The sequence below is a fragment of the Streptomonospora salina genome (assembly GCF_014204715.1).
GTDB classification, from domain to species: domain Bacteria; phylum Actinomycetota; class Actinomycetes; order Streptosporangiales; family Streptosporangiaceae; genus Streptomonospora; species Streptomonospora salina.
The window spans coordinates 1,125,903-1,146,027 of sequence record NZ_JACHLY010000001.1; the positions used below are offsets into that span (position 1 = coordinate 1,125,903).

The window sequence follows — 20,125 nt, forward strand, 5'->3', positions numbered from 1 at the left end:
GGTGATCCGCTCCCCGCCGACCGCCATGCCGCGGCGGCCCCGGACCGTCCGCGCGTCCGGGGCCGCGGCGCGGCCGGTTTCAGGCGGTGCGGGCGCGGAGGGCGGCCGCGTCGGACGGGCCGTCGGCGGCGTCGCCGGGTCCCACGTCTTCCAGGACGTCGCTGAGCCGGTCGAGCTGGTCGGCGATCCAGGGAAGTTCCAGGGGGTCGTCGGCGTCCAGCGCGGCGGCGCGCCGGTCCTCGGTGTCGCCGTAGAGCAGGCTGGTGGCGACGCGCATGCGCAGCGCGTCCGAGGCGTCGCCGAATTCCGATCCCGGCAGCACGCCCATCCCGTAGTGCTCCAGCAGCAGCGCGGTCAGCTCGGCCCCGGTGGTCACTCCGTGCTCGCGGGCGAGGTGGCCGCGCCAGGCTTCCAGGTCGGGGTAGCAGTAGAAGGCCGCCTGCGGCGCGGCCGCTACGGCCCCGGCTTTGACGAACCGGCCGGCGGCCTCGCGGGCGACGATGCCGTGCAGGCGCGCGCTGCGGCGGATGCGCTCGGTGAGTTCGTCGGGTTCGGTGAAGGCGTAGGCGCCGGCCTGCTGGATGGGCGCGGCCGGGCTGGACCAGATCTCGCTGGCGACTCCGAGCAGCCCGGCGCGCAGGGCGCGGCCTCGGGCGCTGTCGGGTAGCCGGACGACGCCCAGTCGCCAGCCGCCCAGGGCGAGGTTCTTGCTGAGTCCGGTGGTGACCACGGTGCGCTCGGGCGCGTATTCGGCGGCGCTGTGGACCTGGGCGGCGTCGTCGTGCACGAGGTCGCGGTAGATCTCGTCGGAGATGACGACGAGGCCGAGTTCGCGGGCGGTATCGGCGAGGCGGCGCAGTGTGGCGGCGGAGGCGACCGTGCCGGTGGGGTTGTCGGGGGCCGTGACGACGACCGAGCGGACGTCGCGGCCGCGGGCGCGGGCGCTGCGTACCGCCGCGGCCAGCAGGTCGGGCTCGGGGACGCCGCCCTGGGCCGGGGCGGTGGGAATCTGCAGGCATTCGGCTCGCGCCAGGTGCGCTTGGGCGGCGTAGCTGACCCAGCTGGGCGCCGCCGCGGCGGTGTCGCCGCCGATGGTCAGCAGCAGGCTGTAGAGCAGCGGTTTGCTTCCGGGGCCGGCGACGACGAGGTCGGGGTCGGTGGGCAGACCGCGGCGCTGCCAGTACCCCGCTGCGGCGTCGCGGAGCTCGGCGGCGCCGGCGACCGGCCCGTAGGCGTTGTTTCCGCCTCCCGCGATGAGGGCGTCGCGCATGGCGGGGTGGACGGGTAATCCCGCTTCGCCGAATCCCAGCGGAAGAACGGGGAGCCCGCGGCGCCGCCTCTCGGCAAGTGCCTCGTTGACGGCGAGGGTCGCGGACAGGGTGACAGGCATGGAGAGATCAGCTCCGCGGATCGACGAAAGTGCAGCGGGGGTGCGTGCCGGCCGCTCCCCTCCCCGTCAAGCCTGCCCGCTGCCCCCCATCAGGACAAGCGACTCTTTTCGATGCATAGCGTAAGCTGAACTTATGCTTGATATTCGGCGGCTGCAGCTGCTCAAGGAGTTCGCCGACCGGGGGTCCATCGCGGGCGCGGCCGAGACCCTGGGCTACACCCCCTCGGCGGTCTCGCAGCAACTGTCGGCGCTGGAGCGCGAAGCGGGCACGCAGCTGCTGGACCGCACCGCGCGCAGCGCCGAACTGACCGACGGCGGGCGGTTGCTGGCCGAGCACGCCGAGCAGATCCTGGCCATGGTCGAGGCGGCGGAGTCGGTGCTGGCCCAGCAGGCCGGCGCCGTGCTGGGGCCGGTCACCGTCACCGCCTTCCCCACCGCCGCCGTGGCGCTGGCGCCTCTGCTGGCCCAGCGCCTGCACCAGCAGGAGGGCTTGCAGCTGGTGCTGCGCCAGAGCGTGGGCGCGGCCGGGGTGCGCCAGGTCTCCTCGGCCGAGGTCGACATCGCGGTCATCGACGACTGGTCGGGGCTTCCGCCCGACAGCGGTACGGGCAAGCTGCGCCACGTGCACCTGCTGCACGACCCGCTGGTACTGGCGCTGCCGTCCGACCATCCCCTGGCCGACACGAGCCGCCCGGTCGAGCTGGCCCGGCTGCTGGAGGAGTCCTGGATCCACGCCCCCCGGGGCGAGCCCTCCCGGGAGGGCACCGACCGGCTGTTCGCGCGTGTGGGCGGCGCGCCGTCGACCGCCTGGGAGTTCCAGGGCCAGGGCACCATCCTCAACCTGGTCGCGCGCGGAATCGGCATCGCGGCGGTGCCGGCGCTCGCGCTGGCGTCGGGCACGTCGGGGCTGGCTTTCCGGCTGCTGCCGCAGGCGCCGACGCGCCATGCCTACGCGGTGGTGCGGGCCACCCGGATGCGCCGGCCGGCGATCGAACTGACGCTGCGGGCGCTGCGCCGCTCCGCCGAGGAGGTGCAGGCGACACTCGACACCGAGCTGCACGGCACCGGCGCGCAGTGAGGTGCGCCGCCGCCGGGCCGGCGGCCCGCGGGTCTATCCGCCGGCCCAGCTCTCGGAGGGGCGGATCCGGCGCTGCAGCCGCTGCAGGCGCCGGTGCAGCCGCCGCGAGACGTGGCGGGCGCGGTCGCGCTGCTCGCGGGTGACCCAGAAGCGCTCGAAGGCTTCCATGCGCTGCCGGCGGAGCTCGTCGGCGCGCTGCTCGGCTTCTTCGACCTGGCGCTGGAGCTCGCCGTGGGCGCGCTCCAGCTCGGCGAGTGCCTCGTCGCACTCGTCGGCCTCACGCTGGACCCGCCTCAAACGGGCGGCCACACCGTGGATGTGCGCCGCCGCGTTCGGCCGGCCCGTCCCTACGAACCACACACCTGGAGATCTATCCGCCGACCGCAGCGGTATCACCGTTATGTGGTGCAAAGAATGCGGAAAGCCACCGACGCCGCGAATCTGACGCTTTGCGCGAATCATCGACTCAAGAGCGCTTTACTACGAACACCGCATGTGCGGCGTTATGTCGGAGTTCGCGGCGCCGGTGCCCGCGTCGGAGCCCCGTCCCGAGGCGCTCAGGCGGCGATCACCTGGCGGCGCAGCCGCGGGCGCGCCCCCTGCAGCGGCGTGCGGGAACGGCGCAGCCCCGCGAAGCGGCGCGGCCGCACCTCACCGTAGATCTCGGCGAACCGGTCCAGCGAGCGCCGGTGGTCGTGGCGGCAGGCGGCCTCGCGGCTGGCCGCGCCCATCTCGGCGCGCGCACGCTCGGGCTCCAGCACCGCCAGCAGGTTCTCGGCCAGCGTACCGACGTCGCCGGGCCGGTACAGGTAGCCGTTGCGGCCGTGGGCCACCAGGTGCGGAAGCGCCAGCGCGTCGGCGGCCACCACCGGCAGCCCCGTCGACATCGCCTCCAAAGTGGCGATGCTCTGCAGCTCGGCGACGCTGCCGATGGCGAACATGTCGGCGGCGACATAGACCTGCGGAAGGTCGGCGTCGGGCACGAACCCCAGGAAATGCACCCGGTCGGCCACACCGAGCTCGGCGGCCAGCCCGCGCAGCTCCTGCTCGCGCTGGCCGACCCCGGCCAGCGCCAACTGCGCGTCGCGCCCCTCCAGCACCCGCGGCAGCGCCCGGATCAGATCGTCGATGCGCTTCTCCTCGTCGAGCCGCCCGACGAAGGCGATCGTGTCCCGGTCGGGCAGGCCGAAGCGTTCCCGCGCGGCGGCTCGCTCGGCCGGACGCGGGTGGAACCGCTCCAGGTCGATGCCGCAGGACACCGGCTCCACGGCCCGGCCGAAGCCCTTCTCGGCCAGCAGCACCGCCGCGCGCTCGGTGGGCGTGGTGACGAAGTCGGACCGGTAGGCCACCCGCACCATGTCGCGCCAGGCCAGCGCACCGGCGGCGCCGTGCAACCGTTCGGGGATGTGGGCGTGGCCGAACAGGTTGTCGGGCATGAAGTGGTTGGTCAGCACCACCGGAACCCCCGCCGACCGGGCCCGGCCGATCGCCGCCCGGCTGGTGGTGAAGTGGCTCTGGGCGTGCACGACATGGGGATCCAGCCGCTCGATCAGCCGGTCCAGGTGGCCGCCGATGCCCGCCGGCACCGTGGTGCGCATCGTGTCGTGCACCAGCACCGATACCGACCGCAGCTGGTGCAGGGTCACCCCCGAGTGGACCTCGATACCCGGCAGACCGGTGGGAGAGGGGCAGGCCACGTGCACGTCGTGCCCGCGCGCCGCCAGACCGGTGGCCAGACGGTGGGTGAAGTAGGCCGCGCCGTTGACGTCGGGCGGGTAGGTGTCGCCCGTGATCAGCACGCGCAGCCGGTCGTACCCGCCGCCGTCCTCCCCGGCTCCGGTGCGCGCTCGGGGGTGTTCGGTCAGGGTGGTCATCGGGACTCTCCTGAGGTCGTGGTCGATCGCGTGCCCGACGAAGCGGGATCGGGCTCGGGTGTATTCGGGGCGGCACCGGCCCGTTCGGAGCCGCCCGCCTCGGGATTGCGGTTGCGTGCCAAGGCGAGCACGACGGTGCCGGCGATCGCCAGCAGCGCCGCGCCCGCGGCCAGCCCCCGGTCCAACGGCGTGGCCGGCAGGCCCTCGCCCAGCACCAGCGCGCCGATGCCCGCACCGACGACGGGGTCGACCACCAGCAGCGTCGCGTAGGCGGCAGCGAAGTGGCCGGTGCGGTAGGCGTTCTGCTGGAACAGCCCGCCCAGCAGGGCCGACGCCACGGCCAGCGGGGTCAGCCACGTGAGCACCGCGGTCCAGTCGGCGGCCGCGTTGGCGGCCACCACACGGGACAGCGCCGACGTGGTCCCCAGCGCCGCGCCGCCGACCGTAGCCAGCAGCAGCGCCCGCGGACCGGGCGCCACCCAGTGGGCGGCCACGTAGACAGCCGCACCCAGCACCGCGATACCGCCGGTGAGCGCCAGGGCGGTGAGCAACGGCAACTGCGGGGTCCGGGCGGCGTGCGGAAACAGCGACAGCAGCCCGACCAGCCCCACCGTCACGGCCGCGCCCGCGGCGATCTCGCCGGTCCGCACCCGGCGCCGGTTGAACAGCGCTGTCAGCGCGATGGCGAACACCAGTCCGCTGACGCCGATGGGCTGGATGATGGTCAGCGGCGCGCCGCTGAGCGCGATCAGGTGCAGTACGACGCCCGCGCCGGCGCCGGCGGTGCCCGCCAGCCAGCGGGGGCGCCCGGCCAGATGCACGAGGAAACCCGCCGACGCCACGGTGCGGCCGGGTGCCCGCACCGCATCGCGCTCCTGCAGCGCCGATCCCAGAGCCATGCAGAACGCGCCCGCGAGGGCGGTCAGCACGGACGCGACGATCACGTTCGCTCGTCCTCCCCTCGTCGCCGGCGGCGGCTGCGGATCCGTTCGGGTGCCCCGGTCTCCCCACCACCAGCCAAGTACATCCACCGCGGCCGATCGATGCCGTCACCACCCGGATCCGGGTAGTGCCTGCCCCACTGCGCCACGGGGCCACGCGCTCCCGCACCGCTCCGACGCGGCCGCAGACCGCCTGCGACCTGGATACCGGATCGACCTGTCCGGTTCCCGGCAGTCCGGGTAACCGGGCGAAGCATCCGGTCAAGAGTCGGTGACCGCGAGCGGCCCCTCCCCCATCGCTACCCGCCGCAACGGCCCGGCACGTGCACGGCGCGACCCGGCCGCGCCCGAGGAAGCGGCGCCCGTAGCCGCGCACGTCGCGGCGGCCGCGCGCACGCTGGCCCACCGGGTGCTGCCCGTACCGGCCGACACCCTGCGCCACACGTCCTGGATCTCCCCCCGCCGCAACGTCGCGCCCGCGGGCGCGCGGGCGCGGCGCAAACGCGTGCGGGCGCTGGCCGAGGCGCTGACGGCGTCGGTCGAGCCCGTCCGCCGGCACGGCGAGGCCGTTTCGCTGTCGCTCACCGGCGGCCGCGACAGCAGGCTGGTTGCGGCGGTGCTGCACGCGCCGGGATCCCGTTCCGGGCGACCACCCGCGGCTTCGACGGCCATCCCGACGTCGTCCTGGCGCGGCGGATCTGCGCGCGCCTGGGCGTGACCGACCACCGGGTGAGCGCGCCCCGGCGCGACGGCGACGACGCCGTACTCGTCGAGCACCCGCTGCCGCGCACCCCGCAGGTCTGGCACCTCTACCCGGTGGCGGTGCTGCTGTCCGGCGAGTGGCTGGCGCCCACCCCGCCTCCGGGTGAGCACGGCGAGCACATCAGGGTGGCGATCCGGTAGGCGCGCGGCCGGTTCCGGGCGCCGGGGACCGGGGCCGCCGGTTCCGGAGCGTTCCGGGTCATGGCACCATGGGTCGACGATTGGTCTAGACCGGATGGGAGCACCTTCCGTGCCCGCTGACTCGCTGGTGCCGCGACCGGCCGAACTGTCGACCGGCGACTACGACGGCCTCGTGCTGACCCCCTCGACGCGGATCGACGCCGATCACGCCTCCCGCGGCACCGAAGCCTGGCTGCGGACGGAGCTGGGAGCCGCCACCGGCCTGCCGCTGCAGCGCGGCGACGGCCAGAACGCCCAGATCCGGCTGAGTGTCGACCCGAAGGCGGGACTGGGCGGCGAGGGCTACCGCCTCATCGTCGACGCCGCGGGCGCGCTGGTGGTCGGCAACGATCCCGCGGGCGTCTTCTACGGCGCCCAGACCCTGCGCCAGCTGCTGCCCGCGGCCGCCTACCGCCGGGCGCCGGCGGATCCGGCCGCGCGGTGGACGCTGCCGAGCGTGCGCATCACCGACCGGCCGCGCTTCGGCTGGCGGGGGTGCATGCTCGACGTAGCGCGGCACTTCATGCCCAAGCACGACGTGCTGCGGTTCGTCGACCTGCTGGCGATGCACAAACTCAACGTGCTGCACCTGCACCTGACCGAGGACCAGGGGTGGCGCGTGGAGATCAAGCGCTACCCGCGGTTGACCGATACCGCCTCCTGGCGCACCGAGAGCCAGGTCGGCGCCGACAGCCCGCCGGCCTTCGACGGCCGTCCGCACGGGGGCTTCTACACCCAGGACGACATCCGCGAGATCGTCGCCTACGCCGCCGCGCGGCACATCACCGTGGTGCCCGAAATCGACGTCCCCGGCCACTCCCAGGCCGCGATCGCCGCCTACCCCGAGCTCGGCGAAGGCGAGCCGGTGGGTGTGGCGCGGCACTGGGGCATCATCGACAACGTCCTCAACGTCAGCGACACCACGCTGGAGTTCTACCGCGGCGTCTTCGACGAGCTGCTGGACCTGTTCCCGAGCCCCTACGTATGCGTGGGCGGCGACGAGTGCCCCAAGGAGCAGTGGCGCCGCAGCGAAACCGCCCAGCGGCGCATCCGCGAGGAAGGGCTCGCCGACGAGGACGAGCTGCAGAGCTGGTTCATCCGGCAGTTCGACACCTACCTCGCCGATCGCGGCCGGCGCCTGCTGGGCTGGGACGAGATCCTGGAGGGCGGCCTGGCGCCGGGCGCCACGGTGATGTCCTGGCGCGGCACCGAAGGCGGCGTCGCCGCCGCGCAGGCGGGCCACGACGTGGTGATGTGCCCGACCGGCACGTCCTACCTGGATTACCGCCAGTCCGCAGACGACGGCGAACCCGTGCCCGTCGGAACCGTGCTGTCCGCGGCCGACGTGTACACGGCCGAGCGGGTGCCGGCCGAACTGTCCGACGAGGAGGCCGAGCGGGTCCTGGGCGTGCAGGTCAACATCTGGAGCGAGCACCTCGACAGCCCGCGCACCGTCGACTACATGGCCTTCCCCCGCCTGTCGGCCTTCGCCGAGGCGGCGTGGTCCCACGGAACGCGGGACTACACCGAGTTCCAGCCGCGCCTGGAGCGCCACCTGAAGCGCCTGGACGCGTGCGGCGTGGAGTACCGCCCCCTGTCCGGCCCCCGTCCCTGGCAGCGCCGCCCCGGAGTCCCCGGGCGCCCCCGGTAGGACGCGCCCTTTCAGCGGGAGGCGACGCCGCGAGCCTCCCGGGCCCCGGGGAACCCGGAGAACCCGAAAAGCCCGCCGCCCGTGCGCACGCCCGGAAGCGTGCGCACGGGCACGCGGGCACACCGGTGCCCGCGTCCGGGATCAGCGGACCGGGGCGGCGCCTGCCGCCTCTTCGGCGATCACCTCTCGGGCGACGTCGGGGCGGTCGGTGATGAGGCCGTCCACCCCGGCGGCGATGGCCGTGCGCATGTCGCCGGGATCGTTGACGGTGTAGGTGTGCACCTGCATACCGGCGCCGTGCACCGCGTCCACGTAGTCGGCGCCGAACGCGGTGTGGGCGGGGTTGATCTGGTCGGCCCAGACGTAGTCGCCGATCTCCTCTTCGGGGACCGTGCCCAGCAGCCCGTGGGGAACGGACGGCAGCAGGTCGCGGGAGCGGCGCACGGATTCCCAGTCGAAGCTCTGGATCACGAGCCGGGGCGGGCGCCACGACGGCGTCGGAGCGAACCACGCCGGACGGCCGCCGAAGGTGTCGGCGATGTCGGCCTCGATGCCCGGGTACAGCTCCGGCGACTTGATCTCCAACAGCAGGTTCAGCCGGTGGCGGTGCAGCCGCTTGAGCGCCTCCTCCAACGTGGGGACCGGCTCACCGGCGAATTCGGCGCCGAACCACGATCCGGCGTCGAGCCGCCGCAGCTCGGCGAGGGTGAAGTCGGCGACGGCGTAGGACGCGCGGCCGGGGAACACCTTTTCGGCGTCGGTGGTGCGCTCCAGGTCCGTGTCGTGCACGATCACAAGCTCGCCGTCGGCGCTGCGCTGCACGTCCAGCTCGACCGTGGTGGCGTCGAGCCGGTGGGCGGCGTCGATCGCCGCCAGTGTGTTCTCCGGCGCGTAAGCGGATGCGCCGCGGTGGGCGATGTCGAGCACGGAGGGCGCGTGGCGCCCGGGGCCGCCGGCGCCGTCGGGGCGGGGGGTGGACGCGGGCGCGGCTGCGGCGGCGCCTGCGCTGCCCGCCACGGCCAATGCCAGGGCCGCCGCTGCGAACCCGAACCGTCGGATCATGTCTCTCCCTCGGTCAGAGGTGGATCACTGACCGCCCAAGCCTGGCTTCGGGGAGTTTCCGCCGGGTGTCACCGAAGCGATCGCGCCGTGCCGCGTCCGCGAACCCTCGTCCGGCGCGGCCCTCGGCGCGTGCGGCGGCCGCCTGTGCGCCCATGGTGGCGCGCCGCGCGTGCGTACCGGGGGCCGCCGCGCCGAGGGGACGGCCCCCGGTGCGGGGCCGTCCGCCGTCGGCCGGAAGGGTGCGGCCGGGTCTAGGAGCTTTCTGCCGTGCTCATCGGCATGGGGTAGGCCAACCGGATGCCGGCGCGGTCGAAATCGCGCTTGAGGTGGCCGCGCAGCCGGCGGTCCAGCGACCACTGCTCGCCGGGCTTGGTCTTGGCCATGATCCGGAAGACCACGGCGCCGTTGGAGATGCCGACCACACCCTCGGCGGTGGGGCGCTCCAGGAGCTGCTGGGCGGGTTCGGGCAGTTCGGCGAAGGTGTCCAGGCTGCTCTCGACGACCTCGGTGGCATTGGCGACGTCCACGCGGGCGTCCAGCGGGATCTCGACGACGGCGCGCGCCCAGCCCTGGTTCATATTGCACACGCGCACGATCTCGCCGTTGCGCACGTACCACAGGCCGCCGCTGAGGTCGCGGATCTTGGTCACGCGCAGGGTGACCTCCTCGACGGTGCCCACGGCGTCGCCCACGTCCACGACGTCGCCGACGCCGTACTGGTCCTCGATCAGCATGAACACGCCGGACAGGAAGTCCTGCACCAGGCTCTGGGCGCCGAAGCCGATGGCGAGGCCGAGCACGCCGGCGCTCATCAGGATGGGGCCGAGGTTGATCCCGAGTTCGCCCAGGATCATGACGACCGCGATACCGACGATCACGACCGAGGCGACGCTGCGCAGCACCGAGCTGATGGTTTCGGTCCGCTGCTCCTGGCGCTCGTTCTTGTGCCCTTCGCCCTTGGCCAGGACCCCGTTGGCGAGCTTGCCGTTGCCGATGCGCTGGTGGGAGGCCGCCATCCGCTTGACGGCCTGGCTGACGAGGCGGCCGGCGATCGCGCGCAGGACCAGAGCGATGATCAGGATCAGCGCGATCTTGATCGCGCCGGAGATGAAGGCTCCGGAGTTCTCGGCGAACCACGAGACCACGGGTCCGGCCCCCTCCAATGCCTGCGCCACGAGGGCAGGAGGCCCGTCCGCGAGGAGCGCCGCCCCCGCATTCCCTGTGTGCTCTCCTGCCATGTTCGCTCCTTCGATCAGCGGGGTTGCGCGGGGCCGCCCGTCCAGCGCACGAGGGGCCGCGCACGGAGGTCGGCCGGGCGACGGGCCGGGCACCGGCGGTCGGGCCCGAGGCATCCTCGGCCATCGTGCCATAAGGCCATCTACCAGCCAAAAGAATGTCACAACCGGGCAAGATCCACCCGTTCCGATCGATTCTTCCGCGTTCGCCGCCTACACGCACCGCCGATTCCGGTCCGAAAAACTCCACTGCGGGTCCGTGTGTGTCGAATCCGGCACCCGACACGCCCAGAAACGCTTTGTGAGCGGATGATCACGCAATGTGCGATTTTATGGAGTGGTGGCATGCAGCGTTCACGCACGGCCACCTGATACGCGCTTGGCGAATCGATGGAGAGGTCCGAGCATGCGCAAGCATCAGAAGCGATGGATCGCGCTGGCCGGTGCCACCACCTTGTCCGTGGCGGGCCTGGTGGCGGGCGGTACACCGGCGACGGCGGAGCACCGACACGGCGACGACCCGCTCGCCTGGCCGGTCGTCCAGCAGAGCGCCTCCACATACCGCCTCGACGGGTTCGAAGTGGCGTACCTGCCGCCGGGTCTGGACCGGTACGGCGTCCACGCCGACTCGTCGACGGGCCGCGCCGGCGAGCGCGTCTCGACGATCACGTGGGTGCAGGGTCCCGACTCGGTCTACGGCAAGGTCGCCGTGATCCGGTCGGAGGACGTCACCGACCTGGAGGACCTGCGCACGGCCCGCTACGGCCGCCTCGACGACGACGCGTTGGAGAGGATCGAGCACAACGGCTCCCCGGCGTATCTGTCGCAGAAGACGGGCGAACTGTTCTGGGTCCCCGAAGAGGGCGTGGGTGTCGAGGCCTACCTGCAGCCCGACCGCTGGGACCCCGACGAACTGGCCTCCATGGCCGAGGGCGTGCGACGGGCGCAGCAGGCCGGATCCGACGGAGCCGCATCCGACGAGGGCGGGGCCGATGAGGCCGCATCCGACGGGGCGGAGTCCGGCGAGGGCGCGCCGGAGGGCGCGGCCGAGGAGGCCGGAGTCCAGGACGAGGCCGGCGCCGGCGAAGCGCCGGAGGCCGCCGAGGAGGCGGCGGACTCCGAGGACGCCCAGAGCCCGGCGTCCGACGGCGCCGGGGAGGCGGCCGGGTCCGGGCAGGATTCCGCGGATTCCGCGGAGGAGGCCGCCGAAGGCGCCCAGGACCAGGAAGCCGCCGAAAACGCCGAAGAGGCGGCCGCAGGCACCGGGCAGGACGCCGAGACCCTGCCGGCGGACACGGAGTCCGAGGCGCCCGAGGACCGGCAGGAGTCCGAGGCGCCCGAGGCCGACGGACCGCAGAGCGGGTCCGGCTCCCAGCAGCAGACCGGCGAGCAGGAGGGCGCGGACCCGGTTCCCGGCGCCCAGGACGACGAGGCCGCCGAGGACGCCGGAGAGGCGGCAGCGGGCACCGGGCAGGACGGCTCGGGCACGGAATCGGGCGAAGAGTCCGATGCCGGGACGCCCGATGCCGAGGCACCGGACGCGCAGGAGGTCGCCGACGGCGTCGAGGGCAGCTTCGTCCCCGGCGTATCGGTCACCGACGTGCGCAGCTGCCTGGCCGAGGAACTGCTGGGTGAGGACGCCCAGGCCCAGCCGGCCGAGGTCGCCGCGGACGACGCCGCGCTCCTCGAACTGTGGCGCACGGCAGACGCCGAGGCCCGCACCGAGGCCGCCCGGACCTGCGGTGAACGGTTCGAGGCGGCTCCGGAACTCGTCGAGGAGATGATGGCCGATCTCGCCGCCGAAGCCGAGGAGGCGGAAGGCGCCGAGGAACCGGCCGAGGCCGCGGACGCCGGCGCCGGCGGCGCGGCGGCGCAGGAGACCGCGGAGGAGTCCGACGCGTCCGGAGCCACCGGGGAGGCCGCCGAGTCCGCGGACTCCGACGACGACCCGTCGGGCCTGTGGGATGCGATCCCGTTGTCTCTGCCCCGGTTGTAGCCGACCGCGGAGGCGGGGCCGCTGCGGCCCCGCCCGACGCCGAAGGAGCGGCGGGGGACTCCGCGGAGTCCCCCGCCGCTCGCATGCGTCCCCGCTTCTTCCGGCGCCCGCGGGTGTGCCCGCTGCGCCTGGTCCGCCGAACCGGGCCCGCCGAAACGACCTCGGGGTGCTCACCGTCCTCCGGCGCGGCGCCGGTACCGGCCGCGCGCTCGGCGACCCCGCTCAGACGTCCCAGGCTCCCGACAGCCCCAAAGCGGCGGCCTCGCGCACGGGATCGCCGGTGTCGCGTGTCGCGTACCCCCGCATCAGGTCGCGGGTGCGCAGCGCGGTCGCCGGATCCAGGCGGTGCGCCAGGCGGGCGAGCCAGCGGGGGTCGGTTCCGGTCAGCAGGTCGGACACGCTCTCGTAGTCGCCGTCCACGACGGCGGCGGTGGCCAGCAGCAGGTTCAGGTAGCCGTACTGTGCGGCGCCGGTGGCGGGATCGAGGCACCCGGCCGCCCCGGGCGGTCCGCCGGCCGCGACGAAGGGCACGTCGCGTTCGACGCAGGCGGTGATGAACGCACCGGCCTCGCGGGGGGCGGGCACGAGTTCGGGCCGGGGGCCGCCGCAGCGGATCTTGGCGCCCAGCGGCCGCGCCCCGCTGAGGACGTCGACGGCGTCGAGCCAGCCCGGCTCGCGGACCGGCTCGAAGTACACGACGCGCCCGGCCGTGCCGAGGTCGCCGCTGCGGAACAGGGAGGCGACCAGCCGCAGGTCGTCGGGGCGGGCGCGGGTCTCGTAGCGGTCGACCTGCACGTCGGGATCGTCCGGGGGCACGACGCCGCCGACACCTTCGGGAGTGTCGAGGACGAGTCCCACCTCGACCGGACCGTCGCCGTCGAGCCGCCGCAGCAGGTCGCCCCAGCGGCCGACCGGGCACAGCATGCGGTGGGACAGCATCGGGTGGCCGACGATGCTGTCGGAACGGTGCCGCTCGACCGCCTGCACGATCCGCAGGGGCGCGTGCTCGGCTCCGCGGGCGGCCTGCCGGGGGACCGCGGGGCGGCCTGCGGCGAGCGGGCCGGGCGGGCAGAGGCCGGCGTCGTCGACGAGCCCGCGCAGCAGGATCTGGGCCGCGGTGTCGGCTTCGGACCGACCCGGTGCCGGGGAGCCGCCGCCCCGGTCGTCGGAGCGGTGGCCCGCGTCCGGTCCGGCCGCGCCGGGCGCGGGTTCGTGCGGGCCGAACCGGGCGGGCCGGCGGCCGGGCGGTGCGTTCTGCGCGCCGGCGCGGGGCCGGCGCGGGGCCGTACCGTCCGGCCCTCCCCTGCGTAGCTTCATGGCCCCTCCTCACGTGCTGCGAGCCGCCGGGACCGGCTCCCCCGCTCGCCCGCGCCGACTTCCGGATCCGGGCTTCGGTCGCGCCCTCTACCGCTACTTCTACCCAGCTTCGGCGGACGACCTCCCATAGCGTGAACTACGGGCGAATTGGACAGAAAATGGCTCTTCTGCCCTGTTTACGGACTTACGCGGGACCGCACACCGCTCTTGCCAAAACGGCCGGGCACTGCTTACCTTGATCCAGAAGTCGACGGGCGCCGCCACGACCGGGCGCCCGCCCACATGGACCATAAGCAGGGCTGGTTTCGCTGGCTCCCCCTCCCTCAGTGACTTGCCCTGCGTCCTCTCCTGCGGAGTCCAGCCACCCCCTCCCGGCTGGTCTTCACGAGCAGGAGGCAAGGGGCGGTGCCGGCGCGGCGCCGCCCCTTCGTCCGTTCGCCTCCCGGTAAGCGGGCGGCCGAGCCCGCGCGCCGGCCGTTCTGCGGCGAGCGCCTCGGGCGGGTCAGCCGTGGACGCGCACGACCCCGGCCATGTTCCGGGTGCGCACGTCGGTGGTGCGCACGCTCAGGCCCGTGCGGGGCGACTCCAGCATGCGGCCGTCGCCGAGGTAGATGGCGACGTGGGAGATGTAGTCGGGCGCCGACGGGTCGTTGCGCCAGAAGACGAGGTCGCCGCGGCGGGCGTCGGCGTAGTCGACCCGCTCGCCGGCGAACCACTGGTCGTGGGTGACACGCGGGACCGAAACCCCCGCCTGCCCGAACGCCCACTGCACGAGCCCCGAGCAGTCGTAACCGCCCTCGGCCATCGACTCTCCGCCCCACACGTAGGGCACGCCGATGCGGGACTCGGCAGCCGCGATCGCGTTCTCCACGACGTCGGCCCCCAGCGCCCGGCCGGAGTCGTCGGCGGGGCGCGGCTCGGGGTCCTCGGCGAGCGGCTGCAGCGAGGCCTCGTCGCCGAGGACCTCCGTGAGCCCCTCCTCCAGTTCCCACAGGTCGGCGTCGGGCGCGGAGACGATCAGCGCGTTGCCGCGGGGGAATCCCAGCCGCTCGGCCAGGTCGCGGGAGATCAGCGCGTCGATCCCGGCGACGCCGGAGGTGGCGTGGGTCCACACCTCGCGGGTGACCTCCCCGCTGGCGCCGGCCAGCTCGACCTCGCTGCCCACGTCCAGCCCGCGCTGCTTGCCCGCGTCGTCGGAGAGGGCGATGCGGCCCTCGGCGACGCCCTGCCAGATGTCGTCGGACTCGGCTGAGGGCTCGGGGGCGTAGTTGCGGAAGCTCGACGGGTCCACCCCCAGCACGGCGGTGCTTTCGCCGCCGACCTGCATACGGGCGGCGTCGACGGTCTCGACCGCGTCGACGCCGTCGAGTTCGGCGGCCTGCTCCGCACGCCGCTCGGGGATCGACTCGGGCAGGACGGCGAAGTACTCGCGGGAGCGGGCCTGCTCGAAGTCGGCGACCTCGGCGTCGGCGCGCAGGTCGGCGGTATCGGCCACGGGGGGCGACGCGGTGCCGCCGGAGGGGTCGGCGCCGCTGCCGGAGGGGCGCGGGCCGGGCGCGTCCTGCGGTGCGCCGGCTCCGGCCGCCCGCTCGTCCGCGGCGGACGGGGTGTCAGGGGCGGGGGCGGCCCAGACGGGAGCGGCGCCGAAGGCCGTGAACGCCACGGCGAACACCGCGGTCGTCCCCGCACACGATCTCCACCGTCGACCCACGCCTGCCCCGCTTTCCTGCTGTCGACTGCCGACCCTCGCCGCCGCGTCCGCCCCGGCCGGCTACAAGCATGATGTTCGCCGCCGAATCATTTCAAGCGCCCGAAAGGTGAACGGTTCCTAGCCGCACGCCGCCTCCGAGGTCAGCGCCCGAATCGCACGGATCACGGTTTCTCCCGCCGTCCCACGATGCGGGAGGCGCCGAAACCGCGCGGGACCGTTGCGGTCCGGGCGGTTCCCGCGGGTGTCCGTTCCCGCGGGTGTCCGTGCGCGGGCGCGCGGAAACGCCGGCGGCGCCGGGCTAGCGCCCACCCGGCCGCACCACGTTGGCCCGCGGTTCTCCCGCCGCCCAGCGGCGCAGCTGGTCGTCGACGAAGCTGCGGGCGCGCGGGTAGAAGGTGTCGGAGCCGCCGGCGACGTGCGGGGTGATGCAGGTGCCCGGCGCCTCCCACAGCGGATGGCCGGCGGGCAGCGGCTCGGGGTCGGTGACGTCCAGCGCAGCGCGGACCCGTCCTTTCTCGGCCAGCAGTGCGGAGGTGTCCAGAAGCGGACCGCGTCCGACGTTGACCACCAGGGAGTCGTCGGGCATCAGCGCCAGCTCGGCGGCTCCGATCAGCCCTTCGGTCTCCGGGGTGTGCGGGGCGGTCAGCACGACGACGGAGGCGCCGGGCAGCAGCCGGTGCAGCGCGCCGACACCGTGTACGCCCTCGTCGGGGCGGGCGCGGCGGGCCACGCGCACGACCTCGCACTCGTTGGGGGCGAGCCGGTCCTCCAGGGCGGCGCCGATGTTGCCGTAGCCGGCGATGAGCACCCGCGTGCCGGCCAGCGAGCGGGTGAAGTGCGGCTGCCAGCGGTGGGCGGCCTGGTCGGCGGCCCAGCGCGGCAGGTCGCGCTGGGCCGCGAGGATCAGCGCCAAGGCGTGCTCGGCGGTGCTGGCGTCGTGCAGGCCGCGGCCGTTGCACAGCTCGACGCCCGCGGGCAGGTACTCCAGGGCGCCCTCGTATCCGGCGGTGAGCAGCTGGACGGCGCGCAGGCCGGGCATGCGCGCCATGAGGTCCAGGCGCTGGTACTGAGGACGGCCGTAGGGCACGACGTAGAAGGCCACCTGCGCGAGGTCGGCGGCGGGTTCGCCGGTGCCGTCGTAGACGTCCCCGCGCACACCGGCCGGTGCGTTCTCCAGGTTCTGCTCCCAGGGCACCAGCACGCGATCGGCCATGTCTCCCCCATTGCTCGTCTGCTCGTCCGGGCCGGCCTCGTTCGGACCGCTCCGGTGCGGACCGCGCCCGCACGCCCACGTGTAGCATGCCCGCGTCGAGCAGCCCCGGCGTACCCGCAGTGCGCATCAGGCCGAGCGCATCAGTTCGTAGCAGGCGATGGCCGCGGCGGCGGTGACGTTGAGCGAGTCCACGTCGCGCCCGGCCATGGGGATGGCCACGCCGGTGTCGGCCTGGCCGAGCCAGCGCGACGACAGGCCGTCGCCCTCGCTGCCGAGCATGAGGGCGACGGGCGCCTCGCCCGCCTGCGCCAAAGCCTCGGGCAGCGGGCGGGTGCCGGGTCCGGGGGTGAGCGCCAGCAGGTGGAAACCGCGCCCGCGCAGTTCCTCCAGCCCGCCGTACCAGTCGCCGAGGCGGCTGAAGGGCTGGGTGAAGACGGCTCCCATGGAGACCTTGATGGAGCGGCGGTAGAGGGGGTCGGCGCAGCGCGGGGCGAGCAGCACGGCGTCCACGCCCAGGCCGGCGGCGCTGCGGAAGATCGCGCCGACGTTGGTGTGGTCGAGGACGTCTTCGAGGACGACGACGCGGCGCGCACCTTCCAGCACGTCGCCGGGGTCGGGCAGGGGGCGGCGGTGGAAGGACGCGAGTGCGCCGCGGTGCACGTCGAATCCGGTCAGCCGCTCGGCGGTGGCGTCGTCGACGACGTAGACGGGGGCGTCGACCGCGGCGGCCAGCTCCGACAGGGCGGCCAAGCGGCGGCGGGTCAGCAGGAGCGAGCGGGGCGTGTAGCCGGCGGTCAGCGCCCGCCGGACGACTTTCTCGCCTTCGGCCATGAACAGCCCGTGCTCGGCCTCGATGCTCTTGCGCAGGTTCACGTCGCGCAGCCGGAAGTAGTCGGCCAGGCGCGGGTCGCCGGGATCGGGCACCTCGATGACGTCCATGGCCACCGATTATCGGCCGTCGGGGCGGGCGGCGCCGACGGGGGCCGGACCGCGCGAGCCGACCGGGTCAGTCCAGGGGTGCGGTCACCGGACGCAGGCGCTGCCAGCGGGCCTCCTGGCAGGAGTCGGAGCGGTCGACCTCGGTTTCGATCTCCTGGCCCTGCCAGGTACCGGTGATCACCGCCTCTTGGGGGCCGTAGGATCGGTCGGTGCACACGGCGTCCGCGGCGACCTCGGCGAAGGGGTTGTCGGCGCTGCCGACACTGGACCCCTCGGCCCATTCCGCGGCCACACGCGCGATCTCGGAGCAGGCGGCGGGATCGGCGCCGGAGTCGCCCCCGCAGGTGAGGTTCTGCACGTAGGCGCGCCCTTGGTCGACGACCTGGATGCGCAGGTCGCCCACCGGAGGTTCGGGCGAGGAGGAACCGGCCTGCTCGCTGACGGTGTTGTCGACCGACGACTCGACGGCCGCTTCGGGGCCGGGTGCCATGAGCGAGCCGCCGACGGCGATGCCGTAGGACAGGGCTCCGCCCAGGCACAGGGTTCCCAGGATCGCGGTCCCGACCGAACCGAGCACCCCGCGCCGGGGGTTGAGCTTCACCATAGTCGCCACTCTAGGAAGTCGACTCACTGCACAGGGCGGCCGCGGGGAAAGCCCCCACCAGGCCCCTGTCTTTCGCGATACCCCCCGATCGCGCCTTTACCACCGGGGAGCCCGACACTCTCCGCCTCCCCGGGCGGTCGCGGGCGACGTCCCCCGCCGCATGGGCGCCCCTGGCACGATACAGGCCGCTCGGTCGGCCACGCATATCAACCATGTCGGATGAGAGCGCCTGATCCGGGCATTCGGTTCGATCCCACCGAAGGGATATGGCACTTCTCTCCCGCGTTACCAACGAGTAGGGTCGCGCCCAAGCACCGCTCCACCCCCCGGAGGCCACGTGCCCTACGGCCGACACCGCATGCCCTCGCCTACCCGCATCGCGCTGGGGTCCCCGTTGGGGATCGCCGCCGCGGCGCTGGTGCTGATCGCCGCGGTCAGCGTCGCGGTCCCCGCCGCGCTGCGCTACGCCGGCTGCGGCGAGACCCGCTACCTGCGCGTCGCCGCGGCGCTGAGCATCGCACCGCCGCTGCAGGAGGCCGCCGACGAATTCAACGCCGACGGCGGCACCTACGGCGGCGTGTGCGTCTTCGCCCAGGCCTCCGAAGTCCCGCCGCACCGCGTGATGACCGCGCTCTCCGGCGGGCGCGGCGGCTCCGCCGTCGCCCCGCACGTGTGGGTGCCCGAATCCTCCGCCTGGGTCGAGCTGGCCCGCATCTCCGAATCGGGCGCACGCACCGTCGACACCGACCCCCGCTCGCTGGCCTCCACGCCGGTCGTGCTCGCCGCGCCCGAGGGCACCGAGGGCCTGCCCGATCCGGATTCCGCCTCCTGGGAGTCGCTGCTTCCCGGACAGCGCCCCGGCGGACCGCGCCCGCTGGTGATGGTCGACCCCAACCGGGGTACGCCCGGCATGGCGGCGATGCACGCCGTGCGCCGGCACCTGGGCAGCGGCGACGACGCCGACACCGCCATGACCGACTTCGTGCGCGACGCCCAGCCCGAGACCGCCTTCGGCGAAACCGACCCGGCGGGGATCTACCCGGTCCCCGCGGGGCGGGCCCCGCTGTCGGTCCTGCCCGAGCAGGCCGTCGCCGAATACAACTCCGCCGACCCGCGCACGCCGCTGCAGGCGCTGTATCCCGACGAGGGCACGGTGAGCCTGGACTATCCCTTCGTGTCCACCAGCGACGATCCGGCCATGCGCAGCGCTGCCGAGGACCTCTGGGAAGTGCTGCGCACCGCCCCCTACCGCGAGCGGCTGCGCGAACTGGGTTTCCGCGATCCCGACGGCACGGCCCCGGACGCGCTCACCGGCCGCGCGGGCATCCGCGCCCCGGCGCCCGAGACCCACGGCGACCTGACCGGCGATGCGCTGCTTTCGTCGGTCGAGGACTGGAACCGGCTGTCGATGCCCACGCGCTCGCTGGTCCTGGCCGACGTCTCGCGGTTCATGCGCGCCGACCTCGGCGGCGGCGACACGACGCGGCTGGAGGTCACCCGCGAGGCCGCGCTGCTGGGCCTGTCGCTGTTTCCCGACGACACCGAGCTGGGGCTGTGGATGATGTCCGGCGCCTACGGCGACTCCGGACGCGACGAGGTCGAAGGGCTGGCGCGGCTGGGCGCCGCCGACCGCGGCGAGCAGACCACCCGCCGCCAGGAGCTGCAGGACATCGCCGAGGGGATCGAGGCCCGGGGCGACGGTCCGCAGCTGTACGACAACATCCTCGCCGCCTACGACCGCGTCTCCTCCTCGTACCGCGAGGACCGCATCAACAGCGTCATCGTGCTCACCTCCGGGCGCGACGGCGGATCCAGCGCGATCTCCGGCGAGGAGCTCGTCGCCGAGCTGCAGGACCGCTTCGACCCCGAGCGACCGGTGACGCTGTTCGTGATCGCCTTCGGGGACCAGCCCGAGCGCGACGCGCTGGCCGACGTCGCCGCCGCCACCAGCGGCACGCTGTCGGTCGCCGACGACCCCGACGAGATCGGCGACATCTTCCTCAGCCTGGTCTCCCGCCGGCTGTGCGTCCCCGACTGCGGCGGCTGAGCCCCCGGTGAACGCCCGGCGACCACCGAGTAACCTCGCGATCGATGACGATCGAATAACGGTGTTACGTGCGGTATCACCTCTTCACCTTGTGCGACGACATGCGGATCCACCGCCGCCATCCC

General features: G+C 74.0%; 17 protein-coding genes. 6 read left to right on the forward strand and 11 right to left on the reverse strand.

Going from position 1 to position 20,125, the window contains the following annotated elements:
- Nucleotides 1–79: 79 nt before the first annotated feature.
- Nucleotides 80–1,390, reverse strand: a complete 1,311-nt coding sequence (locus HNR25_RS05110; RefSeq protein ID WP_184633568.1) for a pyridoxal phosphate-dependent aminotransferase — start codon at nucleotides 1,388–1,390, stop codon at nucleotides 80–82.
- A 133-nt stretch (nucleotides 1,391–1,523) separates the two neighbouring features.
- Here HNR25_RS05110 and HNR25_RS05115 point away from each other — a divergent pair, with 133 nt between their 5' ends.
- On the forward strand, nucleotides 1,524–2,468 hold the full coding sequence (locus HNR25_RS05115) for a LysR family transcriptional regulator (protein WP_184633569.1): 945 nt from the start codon (nucleotides 1,524–1,526) through the stop codon (nucleotides 2,466–2,468).
- A gap of 33 nt (nucleotides 2,469–2,501) precedes the next feature.
- Here HNR25_RS05115 and HNR25_RS05120 read toward each other — a convergent pair whose 3' ends face one another.
- The 3 genes from HNR25_RS05120 to HNR25_RS05130 form a co-directional block, all read right to left on the reverse strand.
- A complete protein-coding gene (locus HNR25_RS05120) occupies nucleotides 2,502–2,777 on the reverse strand; it encodes a hypothetical protein (protein WP_312862372.1) in 276 nt (91 codons plus the stop codon).
- Nucleotides 2,778–3,025: 248 nt separating this feature from the next.
- On the reverse strand, nucleotides 3,026–4,273 hold the full coding sequence (locus HNR25_RS05125) for a glycosyltransferase (RefSeq protein ID WP_246464043.1): 1,248 nt from the start codon (nucleotides 4,271–4,273) through the stop codon (nucleotides 3,026–3,028).
- A 65-nt stretch (nucleotides 4,274–4,338) separates the two neighbouring features.
- A complete protein-coding gene (locus HNR25_RS05130) occupies nucleotides 4,339–5,283 on the reverse strand; it encodes a DMT family transporter (protein WP_376767539.1) in 945 nt (314 codons plus the stop codon).
- A 271-nt stretch (nucleotides 5,284–5,554) separates the two neighbouring features.
- On the opposite strand from HNR25_RS05130, the gene HNR25_RS05135 reads away from it, so the two are divergent.
- The 3 genes from HNR25_RS05135 (at nucleotide 5,555) to HNR25_RS05145 (ending at nucleotide 7,876) form a co-directional block, all read left to right on the forward strand.
- Nucleotides 5,555–6,001: a hypothetical protein gene (locus tag HNR25_RS05135; RefSeq protein WP_184633573.1), complete on the forward strand. Its 447-nt coding sequence runs from the start codon at nucleotides 5,555–5,557 to the stop codon at nucleotides 5,999–6,001.
- An 11-nt stretch (nucleotides 6,002–6,012) separates the two neighbouring features.
- Nucleotides 6,013–6,186 carry a hypothetical protein gene (locus HNR25_RS05140; RefSeq protein WP_184633574.1) on the forward strand — a complete coding sequence of 58 codons (174 nt, stop codon included), beginning with the start codon at nucleotides 6,013–6,015 and terminating at the stop codon, nucleotides 6,184–6,186.
- 94 nt (nucleotides 6,187–6,280) lie between these two features.
- Nucleotides 6,281–7,876 (forward strand): beta-N-acetylhexosaminidase, encoded by a 1,596-nt coding sequence (locus HNR25_RS05145; protein ID WP_184633575.1) that lies wholly within the window; start codon nucleotides 6,281–6,283, stop codon nucleotides 7,874–7,876.
- A gap of 141 nt (nucleotides 7,877–8,017) precedes the next feature.
- On the opposite strand, the gene HNR25_RS05150 is transcribed toward HNR25_RS05145, so the two are convergent.
- Entirely contained in the window at nucleotides 8,018–8,938 is a 921-nt protein-coding gene (locus HNR25_RS05150) for a glycerophosphodiester phosphodiesterase (RefSeq protein WP_184633576.1), read from the reverse strand.
- A 251-nt stretch (nucleotides 8,939–9,189) separates the two neighbouring features.
- Nucleotides 9,190–10,176: a mechanosensitive ion channel family protein gene (locus tag HNR25_RS05155; protein WP_184633577.1), complete on the reverse strand. Its 987-nt coding sequence runs from the start codon at nucleotides 10,174–10,176 to the stop codon at nucleotides 9,190–9,192.
- Between the two features lie 403 nt (nucleotides 10,177–10,579).
- Between HNR25_RS05155 and HNR25_RS05160 the strand changes: the two genes are divergently transcribed.
- Complete coding sequence (locus HNR25_RS05160; protein WP_184633578.1) at nucleotides 10,580–12,169, forward strand: prolipoprotein diacylglyceryl transferase; 1,590 nt, start codon at nucleotides 10,580–10,582, stop codon at nucleotides 12,167–12,169.
- 222 nt (nucleotides 12,170–12,391) lie between these two features.
- On the opposite strand, the gene HNR25_RS05165 is transcribed toward HNR25_RS05160, so the two are convergent.
- From HNR25_RS05165 to HNR25_RS05185, 5 genes are all read right to left on the reverse strand, one after another.
- On the reverse strand, nucleotides 12,392–13,486 hold the full coding sequence (locus HNR25_RS05165; RefSeq protein ID WP_184633579.1) for a hypothetical protein: 1,095 nt from the start codon (nucleotides 13,484–13,486) through the stop codon (nucleotides 12,392–12,394).
- Nucleotides 13,487–13,988: 502 nt separating this feature from the next.
- Nucleotides 13,989–15,197: a C40 family peptidase gene (locus HNR25_RS05170; RefSeq protein WP_184633580.1), complete on the reverse strand. Its 1,209-nt coding sequence runs from the start codon at nucleotides 15,195–15,197 to the stop codon at nucleotides 13,989–13,991.
- Nucleotides 15,198–15,495: 298 nt separating this feature from the next.
- Nucleotides 15,496–16,410: a 2-hydroxyacid dehydrogenase gene (locus HNR25_RS05175; protein WP_184633581.1), complete on the reverse strand. Its 915-nt coding sequence runs from the start codon at nucleotides 16,408–16,410 to the stop codon at nucleotides 15,496–15,498.
- A 126-nt stretch (nucleotides 16,411–16,536) separates the two neighbouring features.
- Nucleotides 16,537–17,349 (reverse strand): TrmH family RNA methyltransferase, encoded by an 813-nt coding sequence (locus HNR25_RS05180; RefSeq protein ID WP_184633582.1) that lies wholly within the window; start codon nucleotides 17,347–17,349, stop codon nucleotides 16,537–16,539.
- Between the two features lie 67 nt (nucleotides 17,350–17,416).
- On the reverse strand, nucleotides 17,417–17,953 hold the full coding sequence (locus HNR25_RS05185) for a hypothetical protein (RefSeq protein WP_184633583.1): 537 nt from the start codon (nucleotides 17,951–17,953) through the stop codon (nucleotides 17,417–17,419).
- A gap of 337 nt (nucleotides 17,954–18,290) precedes the next feature.
- Between HNR25_RS05185 and HNR25_RS05190 the strand changes: the two genes are divergently transcribed.
- Nucleotides 18,291–20,000, forward strand: coding sequence for a substrate-binding and VWA domain-containing protein (locus HNR25_RS05190; RefSeq protein ID WP_184633584.1), 1,710 nt, complete (start codon nucleotides 18,291–18,293; stop codon nucleotides 19,998–20,000).
- Nucleotides 20,001–20,125 lie beyond the last annotated feature (125 nt).

Coding starts and splice junctions, on each gene's coding strand:
- HNR25_RS05115 (WP_184633569.1), top strand. CDS start 1,524: ATGCTTGATATTCGGCGGCTGCAGCTGCTCAAGGAGTTCGCCGACCGG.
- HNR25_RS05180 (WP_184633582.1), bottom strand. CDS start 17,349: ATGGACGTCATCGAGGTGCCCGATCCCGGCGACCCGCGCCTGGCCGAC.
- HNR25_RS05110 (WP_184633568.1), bottom strand. CDS start 1,390: ATGCCTGTCACCCTGTCCGCGACCCTCGCCGTCAACGAGGCACTTGCC.
- HNR25_RS05175 (WP_184633581.1), bottom strand. CDS start 16,410: ATGGCCGATCGCGTGCTGGTGCCCTGGGAGCAGAACCTGGAGAACGCA.
- HNR25_RS05185 (WP_184633583.1), bottom strand. CDS start 17,953: ATGGTGAAGCTCAACCCCCGGCGCGGGGTGCTCGGTTCGGTCGGGACC.
- HNR25_RS05155 (WP_184633577.1), bottom strand. CDS start 10,176: ATGGCAGGAGAGCACACAGGGAATGCGGGGGCGGCGCTCCTCGCGGAC.
- HNR25_RS05145 (WP_184633575.1), top strand. CDS start 6,281: ATGGGAGCACCTTCCGTGCCCGCTGACTCGCTGGTGCCGCGACCGGCC.
- HNR25_RS05160 (WP_184633578.1), top strand. CDS start 10,580: ATGCGCAAGCATCAGAAGCGATGGATCGCGCTGGCCGGTGCCACCACC.
- HNR25_RS05150 (WP_184633576.1), bottom strand. CDS start 8,938: ATGATCCGACGGTTCGGGTTCGCAGCGGCGGCCCTGGCATTGGCCGTG.
- HNR25_RS05165 (WP_184633579.1), bottom strand. CDS start 13,486: ATGAAGCTACGCAGGGGAGGGCCGGACGGTACGGCCCCGCGCCGGCCC.